We start from the raw sequence: 17,549 nt of genomic DNA, 5'->3' as shown, positions 1-17,549 counted from the left end.
AAATAATATCTCTTTGCGATAGATTTAGAAAATTAAATTCGTTGGTTTTATGTCAAAATTTGGAGAACTTATAAGCACTCAAGTACCTGTGTTGATTGATTTTTACACAGATTGGAATGAATCATCTGTATCGATGCATCCTGTAATCAGGGATGTTGCCGCAGCTCTGGGCGATAAGGCAAAAGTGATAAAAATTGATGTTGATAAAAATCAAGAACTGGCCGATGCCTTGCGAATCAAGGGGCTTCCCACTTTGATGATTTATAAAGGAGGACAAATGATCTGGAGGCAATCCGGTGAATTGGATGCCAATACTATTATAGGTCTGGTTCAAGAACATCTTTAATCTGTCATTGCGAGGAACGAAGCAATCTTGTCTTATTTAATTGCATCGAATACAAATCCTTTTTCTTTCCAATATTTTAATGCTTTAGGTAAGGTGTATTCCAGATTTGGAAATGCTTTGACACTGTCGTGGAATACAATTATGCTTCCTGGGCTTACATTTTGCAGCACATTTTCCAGACATTTTTCTGGAGAAATAGATGTGTCATAATCAGCACTCAATACATCCCACATAATTATTTTGTATCCCATTTGTCGCAGTTTTTTGGACTGTGAAGGTTTTATTTTGCCGTAAGGCGGGCGGAAAAGTTTGCAGTGGTCAGTATTTAGTTTACAGTCTGCGGTCTGCGGTCTAATATCTGTAATCTGCTCTCTGACCACTGACCACTGAATACTGTTTTCTATATATTCCTTGGTGGAAGTTTTCCAACCGTTTAAATGGTTGAAAGTATGATTTCCGACGGAATGTCCTTCATTGATTACTTTTGCGAAAATATCGGGGTGTTTTTCAATATTGTGGGCGATGCAAAAAAAAGTGGCTTTGGCATTGTGTTTTTGTAACTCTTCGAGAACCCATTCCGTTATTTCAGGTATTGGTCCGTCGTCAAAAGTGAGATAGATTTTGTTTTCAGTATTGGGAATGTCCCAAACATAATTCGAGAATATTTTTTTAATGAGTGAGCTTGTTTTTATCCAGTAGAAACTCATGATTCAAGATTTTATCCATTAAAACAAAAAAATGTAGCGGCATTTTTCAACAGCGCTACATTTTCTAATTTTTCATCTTTTATGATTTGTTATTCTCTATCGCGACCAAAATGTTCGAAAATCTTGATATAAGTATTGAATGCTGCCCTGTTTTTATTGTAAAAAGGGATGTCTCCGTTTTCTTTCATTACTTTCAACAAACTTCTGTAACGCTCAATGTCAGTAATGATGTCAATGGCAATGTCGTTTTGGTCTGAAAGTTCAAGTTTCCCATAATAGTTAAGGTTTTCTTGATATTTCGCTACTAATTTTCCTAATAGTTCTTGCGCTTTTGCTTTTTCACCCACTTGATAATATCCTTTGGCAAAAGGTTCCACCATAGAATAGTAGCCAAATTTCTCTATTGGCATTTTTGTCAAGGCCAAGTTGATTACGTTTTTCGCCTTGTCCATTTTTCCTTCGGCAATCAATTTGTCCATTAATCGGGACAAAACTGATCGGTAGGAGATGCTGTTTTTTCTGGTTTCAGGATCATGGTAGATGTCGCCTTCGCTATTGCCCCAATCCCATTTCATGACGATAGAGTACATTTTGTCGGAGTCAATTCCTCCCATATCCATTGGACTGGTGTCTTTGTCAACCTTTGTTTTTATTGGAACTAATTTATAAACCATTCCCTCCAATTGAAGGTAGTTTTTCATCCATAAATAGTCTTCGTCTTCAAATGCGCCTGGGCTAAAATAAATGGGTCTTTTCCAATTGTTGTTGGCCAAAACATCAAGCATCATCAACCTGTTTTTGTAGAGTGCATTTCCTTTGATGTCCAGATCTATATAAGGTACGATTGAGTCGTTGAATTTTGCGGCAACCACTTTGTTCTTGATGATGGTGTTTTTGTCTATTGGAATCCTGATTTTTTTGGTTGGATAAAAATGGATGGTTTGTCCATTTTGCATTTCAACAGTTGATTGTGGATTTTTGATGAAATTGATGAAATCCTTGATGTCCCAACGGCTTTCTGTTTTTGGAATATGAGCCACATAATCTAATTTGTCACCTACATATTCATTATGAGTAAACGAAATAGGCAACGGATTTGACTCGTAGGTTTTAGTTTTCATTTGGTCAATATACCAGTCGGTCATAAATAAACTCGTGTTTACAATTTTAACGTCGGTTCGAATGTGTTCAATTTCTTGTGCATACCAAAGCGGGAAGGTGTCATTATCTCCAATGGTGTACAAAATAGCATTTGGATCGCAAGAATTTAAATAGGCTTTCGCCAATGCCGTTGCGGTATATTTGTTGGAGCGGTCATGGTCGTCCCAGTTTTGGAAAGCCATAAGAACTGGAACTGCCAGTAAAGTGGCCGCAATAATTACGGGTCCGGCGATTTTTGGAGCTAAATAATTTCGGGCGCTATCGTATAAAGCATATACTCCAAAGCCTATCCAAATGGCGAATACATAAAAAGAACCTACCAAGGCATAATCTCTTTCGCGAGGTTCAAAAGGTCTTTCGTTGAGGTAAATTTTCAGGGCAATTCCCATAAACAGGAACAGTACTAAAAGGACATAGAAACTTTTTCGATCCTTGCCGGCGTGAAACATCATGCCAATGAGTCCCAATATAAATGGTAAAAAGAAATACACATTGCGTCCTTTATTGTTCAATACGTCCGAAGGCAGATTTTGTTGGGAGCCTAAATGTAGTTCGTCTATAAATGTAATTCCGCTAAGCCAGTTGCCGTCTTGATTGTCGTATCTTCCTTGAACGTCGCTTTGGCGGCCAACAAAATTCCACATTAAATACCTGAAATACATGTAGCCAAATTGGTATTCGACCATAAATCGCAAGTTGTCTGCTGTTGCAGGTTTTTCAACAATTAAATAATCGCCATAACTGCGCAAGAATTTCACATAGCCTTCATTGTCAATTTGTTTTTGGGCATAGGCCAGTCTAAATTCGGTTACCGTTTTTTCTACTTCAGCTTTTAGTTGGGCTATGGCTTTGTTATAATCTTCTTCGGAAAGTTGGCTGGGATCGATTCCGTATTTTTGCAAATCATCTTCGTAAGGATAATCAGGATTTAATCTGAATTCTGGTGGATTTGTAAAGTTGATATAGTTTTCGATATTCTCGCCACTCCAAAGTCTTGGCAAAATAGTTTTTTGGGCATCATCGCTATTTTGTTCCGCATTCTTGAAATTATTTACAATAACGTATTTTCCGGTTTCATAATTTCTTTCGTAGTTGGGAGCCTTGTCTAAATAGGGATTGTTTTTGTCTAATCCTGCAAAAGCTTCGGTATATTGTGGGCCATAAAACAATGGATTTGAACCGTATTGTTCCCTGTTGTAATAAGCCAAAACCTCACGGGCATCCGAAGGTTTATTCTCGTTTATCACGGTGTTTGCATTGGCACGAATAGGCAGCATCATCCATGTGGAAAAACCGATCAAGATAAAAAGGATGCATAATATAAGGGTGTTGTAGTTAACATAGCCTTTATTGTGGGTGTATTTTAATCCAAAATAGAAGAAAGCAACTAGAATCAAAACCGCAAAAATAGTTCCTGAATCAAACGGCATTCCTAGATTATTGACCATAAAAACTTCGGTTTTACCAAAGAAAGCCATTGTCAGAGGCAATAATAATTTGAAAATAAACAGCAATATGGCTATCACGACCACATTGGCAATGATGAAGTTCTTGATGGTAACTTCTTTGTAATGCTTGAAATAATACAGAAAACCTATGGCGGGAATGGTCAACAATGCCATAAAGTGAACTCCAAATGTAAGTCCAACCACCAACGAAATTATCAATAACCATTTATTGCCTCTTGGTGAATCCATGTCTTGTTCCCAGCGTAAACCCAACCAAAAAAGCAAGGCTATAAACAAGGAAGCCATGGCATAAACTTCGGCTTCCACGGCACTGGCCCAAAAACTGTCGGAAAAGGTATAAGCCAAAGCGCCGACAAAAGAGCTGCCAAGAATTACGATGGAATTGTTTTTATCCAGTTCGGTAAATTGCGAAATTATTTTTTTCAAGATCATCGACGATGACCAAAACATAAATAAAATGGTAAATGCACTCGAAAAAACCGACATCATGTTTACCATCAAGGCAACATGTTTGTCGTCTATGGCAAACATGGCGAAAAAGGCGCCAATCATTTGAAATAATGGAGCTCCTGGTGGGTGTCCTACTTCAAGTTTTGCCGCTGTGGCTATATATTCGCCACAATCCCAAAAGCTCATTGTGGGTTCAACGGTAAGAGTATAGGTTAATAAAGCGATTGCAAAGACGCACCAACCGGTAATTGTATTCCATTTGTTGAAATTGAATGTTGTCATATTTTAGGTACTAAAATTTAGTTTTTTCAAGATGCAAAGAAAATGTTTTTTTATTTATGGTTGTGGTCATTAACAAAAAATTCTAAAAACAAATAGCTACAGAGCTCAAATATTTTTGGTATCGTCGTCAGTACACTTTATTGGGACACTCCACACATAAAAAAATACTGTATTTACCAAGATGAAATTAAGCGCTATCATAATTATAAAATATAAATTTCATAATCCTAAAATTGTATATTATAAGTTGTAGTTGCTTTTTGAATCTCATTTAAATGTTTTGAATGAGTTTTTTTTTGATGCTTGTCATTTTTGAACTGATAAGCTTTTTTATGTTGTATTGTTGTTTTTTTTAAAATCCTTGTTTTACTCTTTTTTTTAAGCTTTTTTTATTTAAAGATTCGATTAAAATATTTGTTTAAAAATCTTACAATTAATTAATAAAAAATATGGTTTTTTATGATGTCAGAATTCAATAAACATGTAAATTTGTGTGTGATTTTGAAAAATACTAACTTGAATTCCACTTTTTTCGCAATCGATATTATTTTCAATTAATTTTATATCTCCTTAATAATCAATTTTATGAAAAGCAAGTTTCAAAAACAAATCGTTACAAAATTAGCATTCATTGTAATTACATTTATGTATGCGTCTATTGTGTCTGCCCAACATGCTGCGCCTTGGAATGTCCCCAAATCAGCCGTGAATATGAAGAACCCTTATTCGGCAGATGCCTCTTCGCTTGAAAGAGGAAAACATTCCTATCAGTTAGATTGTGTGAGATGTCATGGAAAAGAAGGGAAAGGAGATGGTTACAAGGCAGGAAAAGTTCACAAACAAATAGCGGATTTAGGTTCTGAAGCTGTCCAAAAAGAAGCCGACGGTCAATTGTTTTGGAAAATATCTGAGGCAAGACGGCCTATGCCATTGACGGATTTGACAAATGATCAACGTTGGGACATTATTAACTATATTCGCACGTTTAGGGATAGGAGTTGATATTTGTCGGTAGTAATGTAGTTTTAAAAACCCTTTTTTTTGTTTAATAATAGAAAAAGAAGAGTTGTTAAACGACTAGAAATTTTCAAGTCTTCCCTATCAGAAGGGTATTTTACAGTTTTAAATGCATAAACTTACAATTGAATATATACTGGAAGGCGCATTGTGCAAGTTGTCTTATGAAATCTTTTTATGTTTGTTGTTGTTTGCTATATGTGTCAACTTCAGGTGTTTATTTTTGTTTTAAAGCTGTGATTAAACTCTCGTCGGTGATTAAACTGGTTTGAAAATTTTCAAACTATCTGGGTGGAGAAAATTTTTTTTAATAAAAAGGGATTAAAAGTTTGTACAAATTAAAATTTGTATTAAATTTGCACTCGCTTAACAGCAATGGAATTGGTCTATGGTGTAATGGTAACACAACTGTTTTTGGTGCAGTCTTTCAAGGTTCGAGTCCTTGTAGACCAACGAAAAAAACCTCTCAATATTTGAGAGGTTTTTTTATGCAAAATTGCGAACGTTTTTTTTGTGTAATTTAGATTTTGAAAGTTATCACGGGCTTTGTGGCGTGGTTTACTAATTCTTCCCCAATGCTTCCGTTAAAGAAATGAGCTAAACCTGTTCTGCCATGTGTGCATATTCCAATTAAATCGGCATTGACACTATTGGCAAAATTAATAATGCCGTTTTCTATATTGGTGTCGTTATAGATGTGCGAGGAATAGTTTTCTATGTCATAATTGGCTATAAAATTGTGCATGATTTTTTCGGCAGCATGTGTTGTTTTGAAACTATTGGGTGTGCAAACCATCACCAAAAATAGATTTGAATCGAAAATTTTTGCAAATTCAATCATTTTTCGGAATGGTTTTCGTGTTTCTTTTGAAAAATCTGAAGCGAAAACAAAATTCCTTGCTTTGAAATCTTTGGCTTCTTTTTTTACAACCAAAACAGGTATTTTTGATAATCGAACTACTTTTTCGGCATTGGAGCCCACTAATAATTCGTCAAACCCAGATGTTCCGTGTGATCCCATAATTATTAAATCCACATTATTTTTTTCACAGGCGTCTAAAACGCCTTCGGCTACTTTTTTGAACTCAATAGCCTCGGAAACATTGATTCCTTTTAAATATTTCGAATCCATTAATTTTTCTAGATTGCTAATGGCTTTGTTCTTGTAAGACATAATCTCGGGAATACTTTTTCCGCCGCCCATGATGTCGCTAGCCTCATGTGGTAATTCCAGCATGTGTAACAAGATGATTTCGCTGTCGTATTTTCGGGCAATTTGTGCCGCTACTTTTAAGGCTTCCTCGGAATATTTGGAAAAGTCGGTTGGTATTAAAATCCGTTTCATAATTAAAAGAGTATTAAATTATTTGGTAAACTGGGTGAGAAATTAGAAAGATTAAATTTACAAAAAAATTAAACAAAAAACAATCATTTTTGATTTATAAAAAAAACACTATATTTGCACTGTTATTTATTAAAAAACTAGATAATGAGGCACGCATTGCGTGCCTCTTTTTATAAAAATTATGACATTTAAAGATAAAGTTAACGATTTACTAACTCAGGTATTACTTGAAAAACCTTCTATTTTCCTGATAGATTTGACGATAACCGATAGTTTTAAAATCATCGTAAACATAGATGGCGATAATGGTGTTGTTTTGCAGGATTGTATTGATGTCAGTCGAGCAATCGAAAATAATTTGGATAGAGAAGAGCAGGATTTTTCTTTAGAAGTGGCTTCGGTGGGAGTAGGTTCTCCATTAAAAATGGTGAGGCAATACAAGAAAAACGTTGGTAGAACACTAATAGTAAAATTAGAAACTCAAACAATTGAGGCAGAATTGGTTGAAGCTAATGATAATTTTATAATTTTGTCGTGGGAAGCCAGAGAGCCGAAAAAAATTGGAAAAGGCAAGGAAACTGTCCAGAAAAGGCAAGAAATACCTTATACGGAAATAAAAGAAGCAATTGTTACAGTAACATTTTAATTAAATAGTTGGCATGGAAAATTTAGCATTAATCGATTCATTTTCAGAGTTTAAAGATGATAAACTTATTGATCGTGTAACGCTTATGGCGATATTAGAAGATGTATTCAGAAATGCATTGAAGAAAAAATTTGGGTCTGATGATAATTTTGACATTATTATCAATCCAGATAAGGGGGATATGGAAATCTGGCAAAGAAGGGTTATTGTTGCTGATGATGATTTAGATTTAGATCACCTGGAAATTACATTGACAGAAGCTAGAAAAATTGAACCTGATTTCGAAATTGGAGAAGAAGTTTCTGAAGAAGTGAAGTTGGTAGATTTAGGAAGAAGAGCTATTTTGGCCTTGCGTCAAAACTTGATTTCCAAGATCCATGAACATGACAACACCAATCTTTACAAGCAATTTAAAGATTTAATAGGTGAGATTTATACTGCCGAAGTGCATCACGTTCGTCCAAGAGTCGTAATTTTGGTGGATGATGAAGGAAATGAAATTGTTTTGCCAAAAGAAAAACAAATTCCATCGGATTTCTTTAGAAAAGGAGATAACGTTCGCGGAATCATTGAAAGTGTTGAATTAAAAGGAAATAAACCTCAAATTATTATGTCCAGAACTTCTGAAAAGTTCTTGGAAAAATTATTCGAGCAAGAAATCCCAGAGGTTTTCGACGGACTGATAATGGTTAAAAATGTAGTTAGAATTCCTGGCGAAAAAGCAAAAGTAGCCGTAGATTCTTATGATGACCGAATTGACCCAGTTGGAGCTTGCGTTGGAATGAAAGGTTCTCGTATTCACGGTATCGTTCGTGAATTAGGAAATGAAAATATTGATGTCATCAATTATACAAGCAATATTCAATTGTATATTACAAGAGCATTAAGTCCTGCAAAAGTTTCTTCCATCAAGATTAATGAAGAAACAAAAAGAGCAGAGGTTTTCTTGAAATTGGAAGAAGTTTCTAAAGCAATTGGTAGAGGTGGGCACAATATTAAATTGGCTGGACAATTAACTGGTTATGAACTTGACGTTATTCGTGAAGGTGATGTTGCCGGGACTGTTGCAGATGATGATGATGTTGAATTAACAGAGTTTTCAGATGAAATCGAAGAATGGGTAATCGAAGAATTTGCAAAAATTGGTTTAGATACAGCAAAAAGTATCTTGAAACAAGACGTGAATGATTTGGTTAGAAGAACAGATCTTGAAGAAGAAACGATTCTAGATGTAATGAGAATATTAAAAGAAGAATTTGACAGTTAGTCAATTTTAAAATAAAAATTAATTTTCAACCTTATTTTTCCTCTCCTATTCGAGAGTTAGTGTGAGGAAGAAAAACAAAAATTCATCTTTATTTCCTCTTATATTGAGAGGATGTAGGGTGAGAAAATAAGGTAATATTAAAAAGGTTTTATGTCTGAAGAGAAAATTATTAGAATAAACAAGGTTTTAAGGGAGTTGAATATTTCTTTAGAAAGAGCTGTGGATTATCTAAAAGATAAAGGGATTGTTGTTGAATCCAACCCCAACACAAAAATTTCTGACGACGTATACAATGTTTTGTGCGGTCAGTTTGCGGGCGATAAGGGCAATAAAGAAGCTTCAAAAGAGGTTGGAGAAGAGAAAAGAAAAGAGAAAGAAGCTTTGCGTATTGAACGTGAAAAAGAAATCGAAGACAAACGCAAACAAGACGAAGAAAGGTTAAGAAGCCAAGAAGTTATTAAAGCTAGAGCTACTGTGACTGGGCCAACTCTTGTTGGAAATATTGATCTTAATCCTAAAAAACCAGTAGTAGTTCCTCCTCCGGCAGCTGTTGAGAAAAAGGAGATTCCTGTTGAAAAAATTCAGCAAGAAATACCTGTTCAGCAAGAGAAACCAGTGCAAAATGTGCCTGCTCAAGAGAAAATTGTTGTTGAAAGTAAAGAGGTTGAAAAACCTGTTGTTGAGATTAAAGAAACTAAAGTTGAAGCTGTGGTTCCAGAACCAAAAGTTGAAACTCCAAAAGCGGTAGCAACTCCAGTTGTTGATGCGCCACCTGTTGAAGAATCGATAACTACACAATATCAAAAACTTTCTGGAGCTACTTTGACAGGTCAAGTAATTGATTTATCTCAATTCAACAAACCGAAAAAGAAGAAAGAAGAGCCTAAAATTACGCCAAACAAACCTGGAGCTCCTGGAGCTCCCGGCAGTGCGGCCAACAATGCCAACAAGAATAAAAGAAAAAGGATTGCTCCAAAACCAGGTGCGCCAAGGCCACCTGCTACTCCTGGAGTTCCGGGTGCGCCAAATCCAAACAAAATTACTCCAAACACTAAAGGTGGAGGGTTCAATGCCAACAGAGGTGCTAGGCCAGGTTTCGTAAAAGGAGCCAGACCTGCTATTGTTGCCAAAGTGGAGCCTACGGAAGAGGAAGTAAAAAATCAAATTAGAGAGACTTTAGAAAAACTGCAAGGAAAAGGTGGTAAATCTAAAGCTGCTAAATATAGAAGAGACAAAAGAGACACGCACCGTCAAAAATCGGATGATGAACAAAGAGCTTTGGACGAAGGTAGCAAAACCATCAAAGTTACCGAGTTTGTAACCGTTGGTGAAATTGCCATCATGATGGATGTGCCAATTACCAAAGTGATTGGAACTTGTATGTCACTTGGAATCATGGTTACGCAAAACCAACGTTTGGATGCGGAAACACTAACCATTGTTGCCGATGAATTTGGATATGAAGTAGAGTTTATTACCGTTGATATTGAAGAAGCTATTCAAGTTGTTGAGGACAAAGAAGAAGATTTAGTTTTCAGGGCGCCTATCGTAACTGTAATGGGTCACGTCGATCACGGTAAAACCTCTTTGCTGGATTATATTCGTAAAGAAAATGTTATCGCTGGTGAATCTGGAGGAATTACCCAACATATTGGTGCTTACGGAGTGACATTGGATAACGGTCAAAAGATAGCTTTCTTGGATACACCGGGTCACGAAGCGTTTACCGCGATGCGTGCTCGTGGAGCTCAAGTTACGGATATTGCCATTATTGTAGTTGCGGCTGATGATGACATCATGCCACAAACCAAAGAAGCCATTTCCCACGCACAAGCTGCTGGGGTGCCAATTATATTTGCCATTAACAAAGTGGATAAGCCTAATGCCAATGTTGAGAAAATCAAAGAGCGTTTGGCAAGTATGAATTTATTGGTTGAAGATTGGGGTGGAAAAATTCAATCTCACGATATTTCTGCAAAATTTGGTACAGGTGTAAAAGAATTATTGGAAAAAGTATTATTGGAAGCAGAACTTCTTGATCTTAAATCAAATCCAAACAAAGCAGCTCAAGGAACTGTTGTGGAAGCATTCTTGGATAAAGGAAAAGGATATGTTTCTACCATATTAGTACAACACGGAACCTTAAAAATAGGTGATTATATGTTGGCTGGAAAACACCATGGCAAGATTAAAGCCATGCATGATGAAAGAGGAAATATTGTTAAAGAAGCCGGCCCTTCAACTCCAGTATCTGTTTTAGGTTTAGATGGAGCTGCAACAGCGGGTGACAAGTTCAATGTTTTTGAAGACGAAAAAGAAGCAAAACAAATTGCCGCCAAACGTTCTCAATTGATGCGTGAACAATCAGTTCGTACACAACGTCATATTACGTTGGATGAAATTGGACGTCGTATTGCATTAGGTCAATTTAAAGAATTGAACATTATCCTTAAAGGGGATGTGGATGGTTCTGTTGAAGCCTTGTCCGATTCGTTCTCTAAGTTATCTACCGAAGAAATTCAAATCAACATTATCCATAAAGGTGTTGGGGCCATTACTGAAACCGACGTTATGTTGGCTTCTGCTTCGGATGCCATCATCATCGGATTTAATGTTCGTCCTGCCGGTAATGCAAGACAATTGGCCGACAAAGAAGAAATCGATATCCGTTACTATTCCATCATTTACGCCGCAATCGACGACTTGAAAGATGCGATGGAGGGAATGCTTGCTCCTGAGATGAAAGAAGAAGTGCTGGGAACTGCCGAAGTTAGAGAGTTATTCAAAATCTCTAAAGTGGGTACAATTGCAGGATGTATGGTTATGGATGGTAAAATTGCCAGAAATGCCAAAATCAGGATTATTCGTGAAGGTGTGGTAGTTCACACAGGTGAGCTAATCGCCTTGAAACGTTTCAAAGACGACGTGAAAGAAGTAGCCAAAGGATACGATTGTGGTATTCAAATAAAAGGATACAACGACATTGAGGAAAGAGATGTTATCGAAGCTTTCCACGAGGTAGCCATCAAAAAGAAATTGAAATAGAATTTCGATATAGTTTATATAGAAAATCCCGAGCAATCGGGATTTTTTTTGTTTTTGGATGGTTGCTAATTGTTTTTCTCAAATGGTAAGAATTTTTAGTAGATTTGTTTTGTTCAGCTTTAGATAAATTTTAAAATAAATTAAATGTTTAAAATAGAAAATCCAAAACACAAAAGTGCTTTTTTGACAATGTTATTTTACGTAATATTATGGTTTTTGATTGTTATTAGATATAGAATATTTCCATCAGGGGCAGGTCTAATGATATTAGAAACAATAGCTCCGATAATTTTACCATTACTAAGTTTGATCTTTCTGGTAATAAATATTTGGAAATATTATAACAAAGAAAAAATAAATATAATTTCGATTATAATTCATTCGATAGTAATTTTATTATATCTAATTTTCATTATAAAATTTTTATAAGAAATTCATAGTCCTTGATATATGTAATAAATATATCGTGCTCTGTTAACTAGATTGCTCGGATATGTAGTAAATATCTTGTGTGGGATAGTGTCCGGTTTTGTAAACCGTACCCGTCAAATAGGGCAAACAAAACAATTCCAAAACAAAAAAAGCAACCCAATTGGGTTGCTTTTTTTTGTTTAAAATGTAAAAAAAAAATTATCTACTCGGCTTTATCAAAAGCACATTTTTGTATCTATCCTTGATATTTGTCAAATTTCTTTCGGCTTCGATGCGAGTTTTAAAATTCCCAACCCAAACTTTGTAATTAGGCGTGTTGAAAACAATTGTGGCGTCGATAGTTGTAAATTCTTGTCGGAATTCGTTCAGTGTTTTTTTTGCGTTTTCGCTTCCTCCGCTATAAATTTGAATTTTATACGAGTCATTTACGGTAAGAGAAGTGTTTATTTTTCTCTTTTCGTTTAATAATTGTTCGAATTTTGGGTCTTGACTAACTGTGATATTTTGGTCTTGAGCCTTCATTTTTGGTGCCAAAACAACTAATAACAAAGAGGATAAAAAGATTTTTTTGTATGCTATAATTCTCATAATCTGAATGTTTTTATACAAAAATAGTGTTTAAACGTTAAAACTAAAATGTAATAATTATTTAGAATGAATATAAATTATATTTAAGACTATTTTAAGGTTTTGAGAATAGTTCTTAAAGTGTATTTTTGTCCAATATTTTTTAAAAAGTGATTTTTATCATATTTTACATTTGAAAAAAGTCATATCAAATATCAATACTGTAGATAATTACTATACTATATGAAAAAGATGGGTAACCATAATTCGATTACAAGGAAATTATATTTAAGCTTAGCGTTGATGCTGGCTTTATCCTTGAGTTCATTTGCACAAGATGCAGCTCCGGCAGCAACTCCAGCCCCTGCAGAAGCAACTGCGGCACCAGCAGCCACAACAGGCGGTGATGCCGTGAAAGGGAAAGAGATTTTCAATACAAATTGTGCTGCATGTCATAAATTGGATGCAAAAGCAACAGGTCCTGCTCTTAGAGGTGTTGGTGCCAAGTATGACAAAGCGTGGCTTTATAAATGGATTCACAATAGTGGCGATTTGATAAAATCAGGTGATGCCCAAGCGGTTAAAGTGTTTGAAGCTAACAACAAGGTTCCAATGACTGCGTTTCCGCAATTGTCTGAGGCTGATATTGATAATATCATTGCTTATACAATGGAGGAGAAAGCGGCAGCGGCAGCTCCGGCTGCAGGAGAAAAACTTCCTGGTGCAGATGTCAATGAAGGAGGGATTTCAAATAATGTTATTCTAGGTGCTTTGTCATTGATAATGGCAATACTAATCGTGATGTTGTTCTTGGTGAACAATGTTTTAAGAAAAGTAGCTGCTGCAAATGGAATTAATGTTGCTCCAAAAGAACCGACTTTACCTATATGGAAAGCATTCGTTAAAAACCAATTCTTGGTATTGGTAACTTCAATATTCTTGTTGTTGGCCAGCGGATTTTTTGTCTATGGGTATTTAATGCAAGTTGGTGTTGACCAAGATTATGCGCCAATTCAGCCAATACATTATTCTCATAGAATTCACGCAGGAAGCAATGGAATCGACTGTAACTACTGTCACTCGGCAGCAAGAGTTGGGAAATCAGCCGGGATTCCTTCCTTGAATGTTTGTATGAACTGTCACAAAAATATTTCTGAGGTTTCAGATACAACTGCCACTGCTGAATATTCTAAAGATTTCTACGACAAGGAGATTGCAAAATTATACAAAGCCGTTGGTTGGGATAAAGATGCCCAGAAATATACAGGTAAAACACAGCCTGTTAAATGGGTTCGTATCCACAATTTGCAAAGTTTTGTGTACTTCAATCACTCACAACACGTAAATGTTGCAGGCGTTGAATGTCAAACTTGTCACGGACCAGTTCAAACTTATGAAATTCAAAAACAATTTGCTCCATTAACAATGAAATGGTGCGTGGATTGCCACAGAAAAACCGAAGTCAAAACCGAAGGAAACGACTATTACAAAAAAATTCACGAACAGCTTTCCAAAAAATACGGTGTAGACAAATTGACTGCAGCGCAAATGGGAGGATTGGAATGTGGTAAATGCCACTATTAAAAAAGTTTCAAGTTTAAAGTTTCAGGTTGTTGAAACTCTAAACTTGAAACAAAAGAAACTTGAAACAAAAAATTAAGAAGCTAATATTTATATAGAATATGTCATCAAACAAAAAATACTGGAAAAGTGTTGAAGAACTAGACGGAAATAGTTCTATTGTTGAGGCGCTTAAAAATAACGAATTTGTTGAAGAAATTCCTACTGACGCGTTTTTAGGAAACGGTGGTGCTTTGTCATCTTCATCAACATCACGTCGTGATTTTTTAAAGTACGTTGGATTCAGTACTGCGGCGGCCACGCTTGCGGCTTGCGAAGGTCCTGTGCACATGTCGATACCTTATGTAGTACAGCCAGAACAAATCATTCCTGGAGTTGCAGATTATTATGCGACTTCGGTTTTTGATGGTTTTGATTTTGCCAACCTTTTAGTAAAAACACGTGAAGGTCGTCCTATCAAGATAGACAACAACACGATTGCAGGTGCCAAATTTTCGGCAAATGCCAGAATTCATGCCTCGGTATTGTCATTATATGACAGTATGCGTTTGAAAGAACCAAAGATTGCCGGTAAAAAAGCTTCTTGGTCTGAGGTTGATTCGAAAATTAAATCAGGTTTGGCTGATGCCAAAGCCAAAGGAGGACAAGTTGTTCTTTTGACAGGTACATTGGCAAGTCCATCAACTGAAAAGTTGATTGCCGAGTTCTTGGGAAAAAATCCAAATGCAAAACACGTTATCTACGATGCAGTTTCTGAATCGGAAACTTTGGATGCATTCGAAACGGTTTACGGTGAAAGAGCTTTGGTTGATTACGACTTTTCAAAAGCATCAACCATTGTTTCCGTTGGAGCGGATTTCCTTGGAGACTGGCAAGGTGGAAGCTATGATTCCGGTTATGCCAAAGGAAGAATTCCACAAGGACCACAAGGAAACAAAAAAATATCTCGTCATTTCCAATTCGAAGCGAATATGACTTTGTCTGGTGCTGCTGCCGACAAACGTGTTGCAATGTCAACCGCCAATCAAAAGCAAGCATTGGTGCATATATATAATGTAGTTGTTGGAGCTTCGGTTCCGGTGACTTTAGATGCCAAATATAAAGCTGAAGTTGCCAAAGCTGCCCAACAGTTGAAAGCTGCTGGAAGCAAAGGGGTTTTGGTTTCCGGTATTCAAGATAAAAATGCACAATTGTTGGTTTTGGCCATCAATCAAGTGTTGTCTAGTGAATCTTTTTCTACTGTTGGAACAAGACAAATCAGAAAAGGATCTAGCCAAAAAGTAGCCCAGTTGGTTAATGACATGAAAGCAGGAAGCGTTCATACATTGATCATGAGTGGCGTGAATCCAGTTTATACTTTGCCAAATTCAAAAGATTTTGTTGAAGGATTGAAAAAAGTAAGTCTTTCGGCCAGCTTTTCTTTGAAAGAAGACGAAACTGCTTCAATTACTACGATAGCTGCTGCAGCCCCTCACTATTTAGAATCTTGGGGAGATGTGAGCATCACGAAAGGGACTTATGGTTTGACTCAACCTACTATTCGTCCTTTATTCGATACCAAGCAATTTCAAGACGTTTTATTGTCTTTGAATGGTATTCCAGGAACATTCTACGATTATTTAAAAGCAAATTCGGCGTCAATCATTTCAGGTTCTACTTGGAATAAAGTATTGCACGACGGAGTTTATGTTGGAGCAATACCTTCGACCGCAGGTGGAACAGCTGATTATACAGGTGCTGCAAATGCATTGGCACAATCAAAAGCTGCACAAGGACTTGAATTGGTTTTATATACCAAAACTGGTTTGGGTGACGGTCAACAAGCGAACAACCCTTGGTTGCAAGAATTCCCGGATCCAATCACGAGAGTTTCTTGGGATAATTATGTTACTGTTTCGGCTGCCGATGCCAATAAATTGGAATTGTCAAACGAAATTGTTGCTGATGGAGGCTTAGACGGAAGTTATGCCACCATTACTACTGCCGATGGAGCGAAACTAGAAAACGTGCCAGTAATTGTTCAACCAGGACAAGCTGCTGGAACTGTTGGTTTGGCTTTCGGTTATGGTAAAAAAGCAGCGTTAAAAGAAGAAATGCAAGTAGGTGTAAATGCTTACTCATTATATAAAGGTTTCAACAATGTACAATCAGTTACATTGGCAAAAGCAGATGGAGTTCATCAATTTGCTTGTGTTCAAGGTCAAAAAACATTGATGGGAAGAGGGGATATTATTAAAGAAACTACTTTAGAAATATTCAATACCCAAGGTGCCGAATTCTGGAATGAACAACCAAAAGTGTCTTTGGATCACAAAGAAGTAAATGCTACAACGGTAGATTTATGGGATTCATTTGATCGTTCTGTTGGACATCATTTCAATCTTTCCATCGACTTGAATGCTTGTACTGGTTGTGGATCTTGCGTTATTGCTTGCCACGCCGAAAACAACGTTCCTGTTGTTGGTAAATCCGAAGTAAGAAGAAGTCGTGACATGCACTGGTTGCGTATCGACAGATACTATTCTTCTGAAGAAACTTTTGCCGCTGACAATGAAGAGAAAGAAAATCTTTCTGGAGTTGGAGTTGGAGATTATGTTTTTGGAGACAGAGAAGGGAATGGTTCTTTATCTGGATTTGATAGATTGCAAGTTGCATCAGAAAATCCACAAGTTGCTTTCCAACCTGTAATGTGTCAACACTGTAATCACGCACCTTGTGAAACAGTTTGTCCTGTTGCTGCAACTTCTCACAGCCGTCAAGGTCAAAACCACATGGCTTACAACAGATGTGTTGGTACTCGTTACTGTGCAAACAACTGTCCTTATAAAGTACGTCGTTTTAACTGGTTCTTGTACAACAAAAACAGCGAATTTGATTTCCACATGAATGACGACTTGGGTCGCATGGTGTTGAATCCAGATGTAAGTGTTCGTTCTCGTGGGGTAATGGAAAAATGTTCTATGTGTATTCAAAAAACACAAGCGACTATTTTGGCTGCCAAAAACGAAGGAAGAGTAATAGTTGACGGTGAATTCCAAACAGCTTGTTCTAGTGCCTGTACTACTGGAGCGATGGTTTTTGGTGATGTTAATGATAAAGAAAGTCAAGTTGCCAAATTGTTGGAAGACGAAAGAATGTATCATTTGTTGGAGCATGTTGGAACAAAACCAAATGTGATTTACCACGTAAAAGTTAGAAATACTTAAGATAAATTAAAAATCAATTTAAAGGATT

Annotated in this window: 11 protein-coding genes and 1 tRNA gene; 8 read left to right on the top strand and 4 right to left on the bottom strand. The window is 36.4% G+C overall.

Translation table 11 applies throughout. The features are described from left to right. The first annotated feature begins 49 nt into the window (after window positions 1-49). Window positions 50-346 (top strand): thioredoxin family protein, encoded by a 297-nt coding sequence (locus OZP13_RS13325; protein WP_269240584.1) that lies wholly within the window; start codon window positions 50-52, stop codon window positions 344-346. 32 nt (window positions 347-378) lie between these two features. Here the strand turns inward: OZP13_RS13325 and OZP13_RS13320 are convergent, their stop codons facing one another. After that, the gene (locus OZP13_RS13320; protein WP_281297443.1) at window positions 379-1,053 is read right to left on the bottom strand and encodes a polysaccharide deacetylase family protein; all 675 of its coding nucleotides are present in this window, start codon (window positions 1,051-1,053) and stop codon (window positions 379-381) included. Between the two features lie 89 nt (window positions 1,054-1,142). Continuing rightward, complete coding sequence (locus OZP13_RS13315; protein ID WP_281297442.1) at window positions 1,143-4,415, bottom strand: glycosyltransferase family 117 protein; 3,273 nt, start codon at window positions 4,413-4,415, stop codon at window positions 1,143-1,145. Between the two features lie 585 nt (window positions 4,416-5,000). Here OZP13_RS13315 and OZP13_RS13310 point away from each other — a divergent pair. Next, window positions 5,001-5,417, top strand: a complete 417-nt coding sequence (locus tag OZP13_RS13310; protein WP_269240583.1) for a c-type cytochrome — start codon at window positions 5,001-5,003, stop codon at window positions 5,415-5,417. A gap of 397 nt (window positions 5,418-5,814) precedes the next feature. After that, window positions 5,815-5,885, top strand: a tRNA-Gln gene (locus OZP13_RS13305). 67 nt (window positions 5,886-5,952) lie between these two features. Here the strand turns inward: OZP13_RS13305 and OZP13_RS13300 are convergent. Continuing rightward, window positions 5,953-6,777 carry a universal stress protein gene (locus OZP13_RS13300; RefSeq protein WP_281297441.1) on the bottom strand — a complete coding sequence of 275 codons (825 nt, stop codon included), beginning with the start codon at window positions 6,775-6,777 and terminating at the stop codon, window positions 5,953-5,955. A 181-nt stretch (window positions 6,778-6,958) separates the two neighbouring features. Between OZP13_RS13300 and rimP the strand changes: the two genes are divergently transcribed. The 3 genes from rimP to infB all read left to right on the top strand — a co-directional run bounded on the left by rimP (window position 6,959) and on the right by infB (window position 11,735). Then, window positions 6,959-7,423 (top strand): ribosome assembly cofactor RimP, encoded by a 465-nt coding sequence (gene rimP / locus OZP13_RS13295; protein ID WP_269240582.1) that lies wholly within the window; start codon window positions 6,959-6,961, stop codon window positions 7,421-7,423. A 13-nt stretch (window positions 7,424-7,436) separates the two neighbouring features. After that, entirely contained in the window at window positions 7,437-8,690 is a 1,254-nt protein-coding gene (gene nusA, locus OZP13_RS13290) for a transcription termination factor NusA (protein WP_281297440.1), read from the top strand. A gap of 150 nt (window positions 8,691-8,840) precedes the next feature. After that, window positions 8,841-11,735, top strand: coding sequence for a translation initiation factor IF-2 (gene infB / locus OZP13_RS13285; RefSeq protein ID WP_281297439.1), 2,895 nt, complete (start codon window positions 8,841-8,843; stop codon window positions 11,733-11,735). A 630-nt stretch (window positions 11,736-12,365) separates the two neighbouring features. On the opposite strand, the gene OZP13_RS13280 is transcribed toward infB, so the two are convergent. Further along, window positions 12,366-12,755: an SPOR domain-containing protein gene (locus tag OZP13_RS13280; protein ID WP_269240581.1), complete on the bottom strand. Its 390-nt coding sequence runs from the start codon at window positions 12,753-12,755 to the stop codon at window positions 12,366-12,368. Window positions 12,756-12,977: 222 nt separating this feature from the next. Here OZP13_RS13280 and OZP13_RS13275 point away from each other — a divergent pair, with 222 nt between their 5' ends. Continuing rightward, window positions 12,978-14,318, top strand: coding sequence for a c-type cytochrome (locus OZP13_RS13275; RefSeq protein ID WP_281297438.1), 1,341 nt, complete (start codon window positions 12,978-12,980; stop codon window positions 14,316-14,318). Window positions 14,319-14,416: 98 nt separating this feature from the next. Next, window positions 14,417-17,521 (top strand): TAT-variant-translocated molybdopterin oxidoreductase, encoded by a 3,105-nt coding sequence (locus tag OZP13_RS13270; protein ID WP_281297437.1) that lies wholly within the window; start codon window positions 14,417-14,419, stop codon window positions 17,519-17,521. Window positions 17,522-17,549 lie beyond the last annotated feature (28 nt).

The organism is Flavobacterium limnophilum (assembly GCF_027111315.2).
Lineage (GTDB): Bacteria > Bacteroidota > Bacteroidia > Flavobacteriales > Flavobacteriaceae > Flavobacterium > Flavobacterium limnophilum.
Note: the sequence above shows the minus strand (reverse complement) of the source record. Positions and strands in the feature narration are given on the sequence as shown.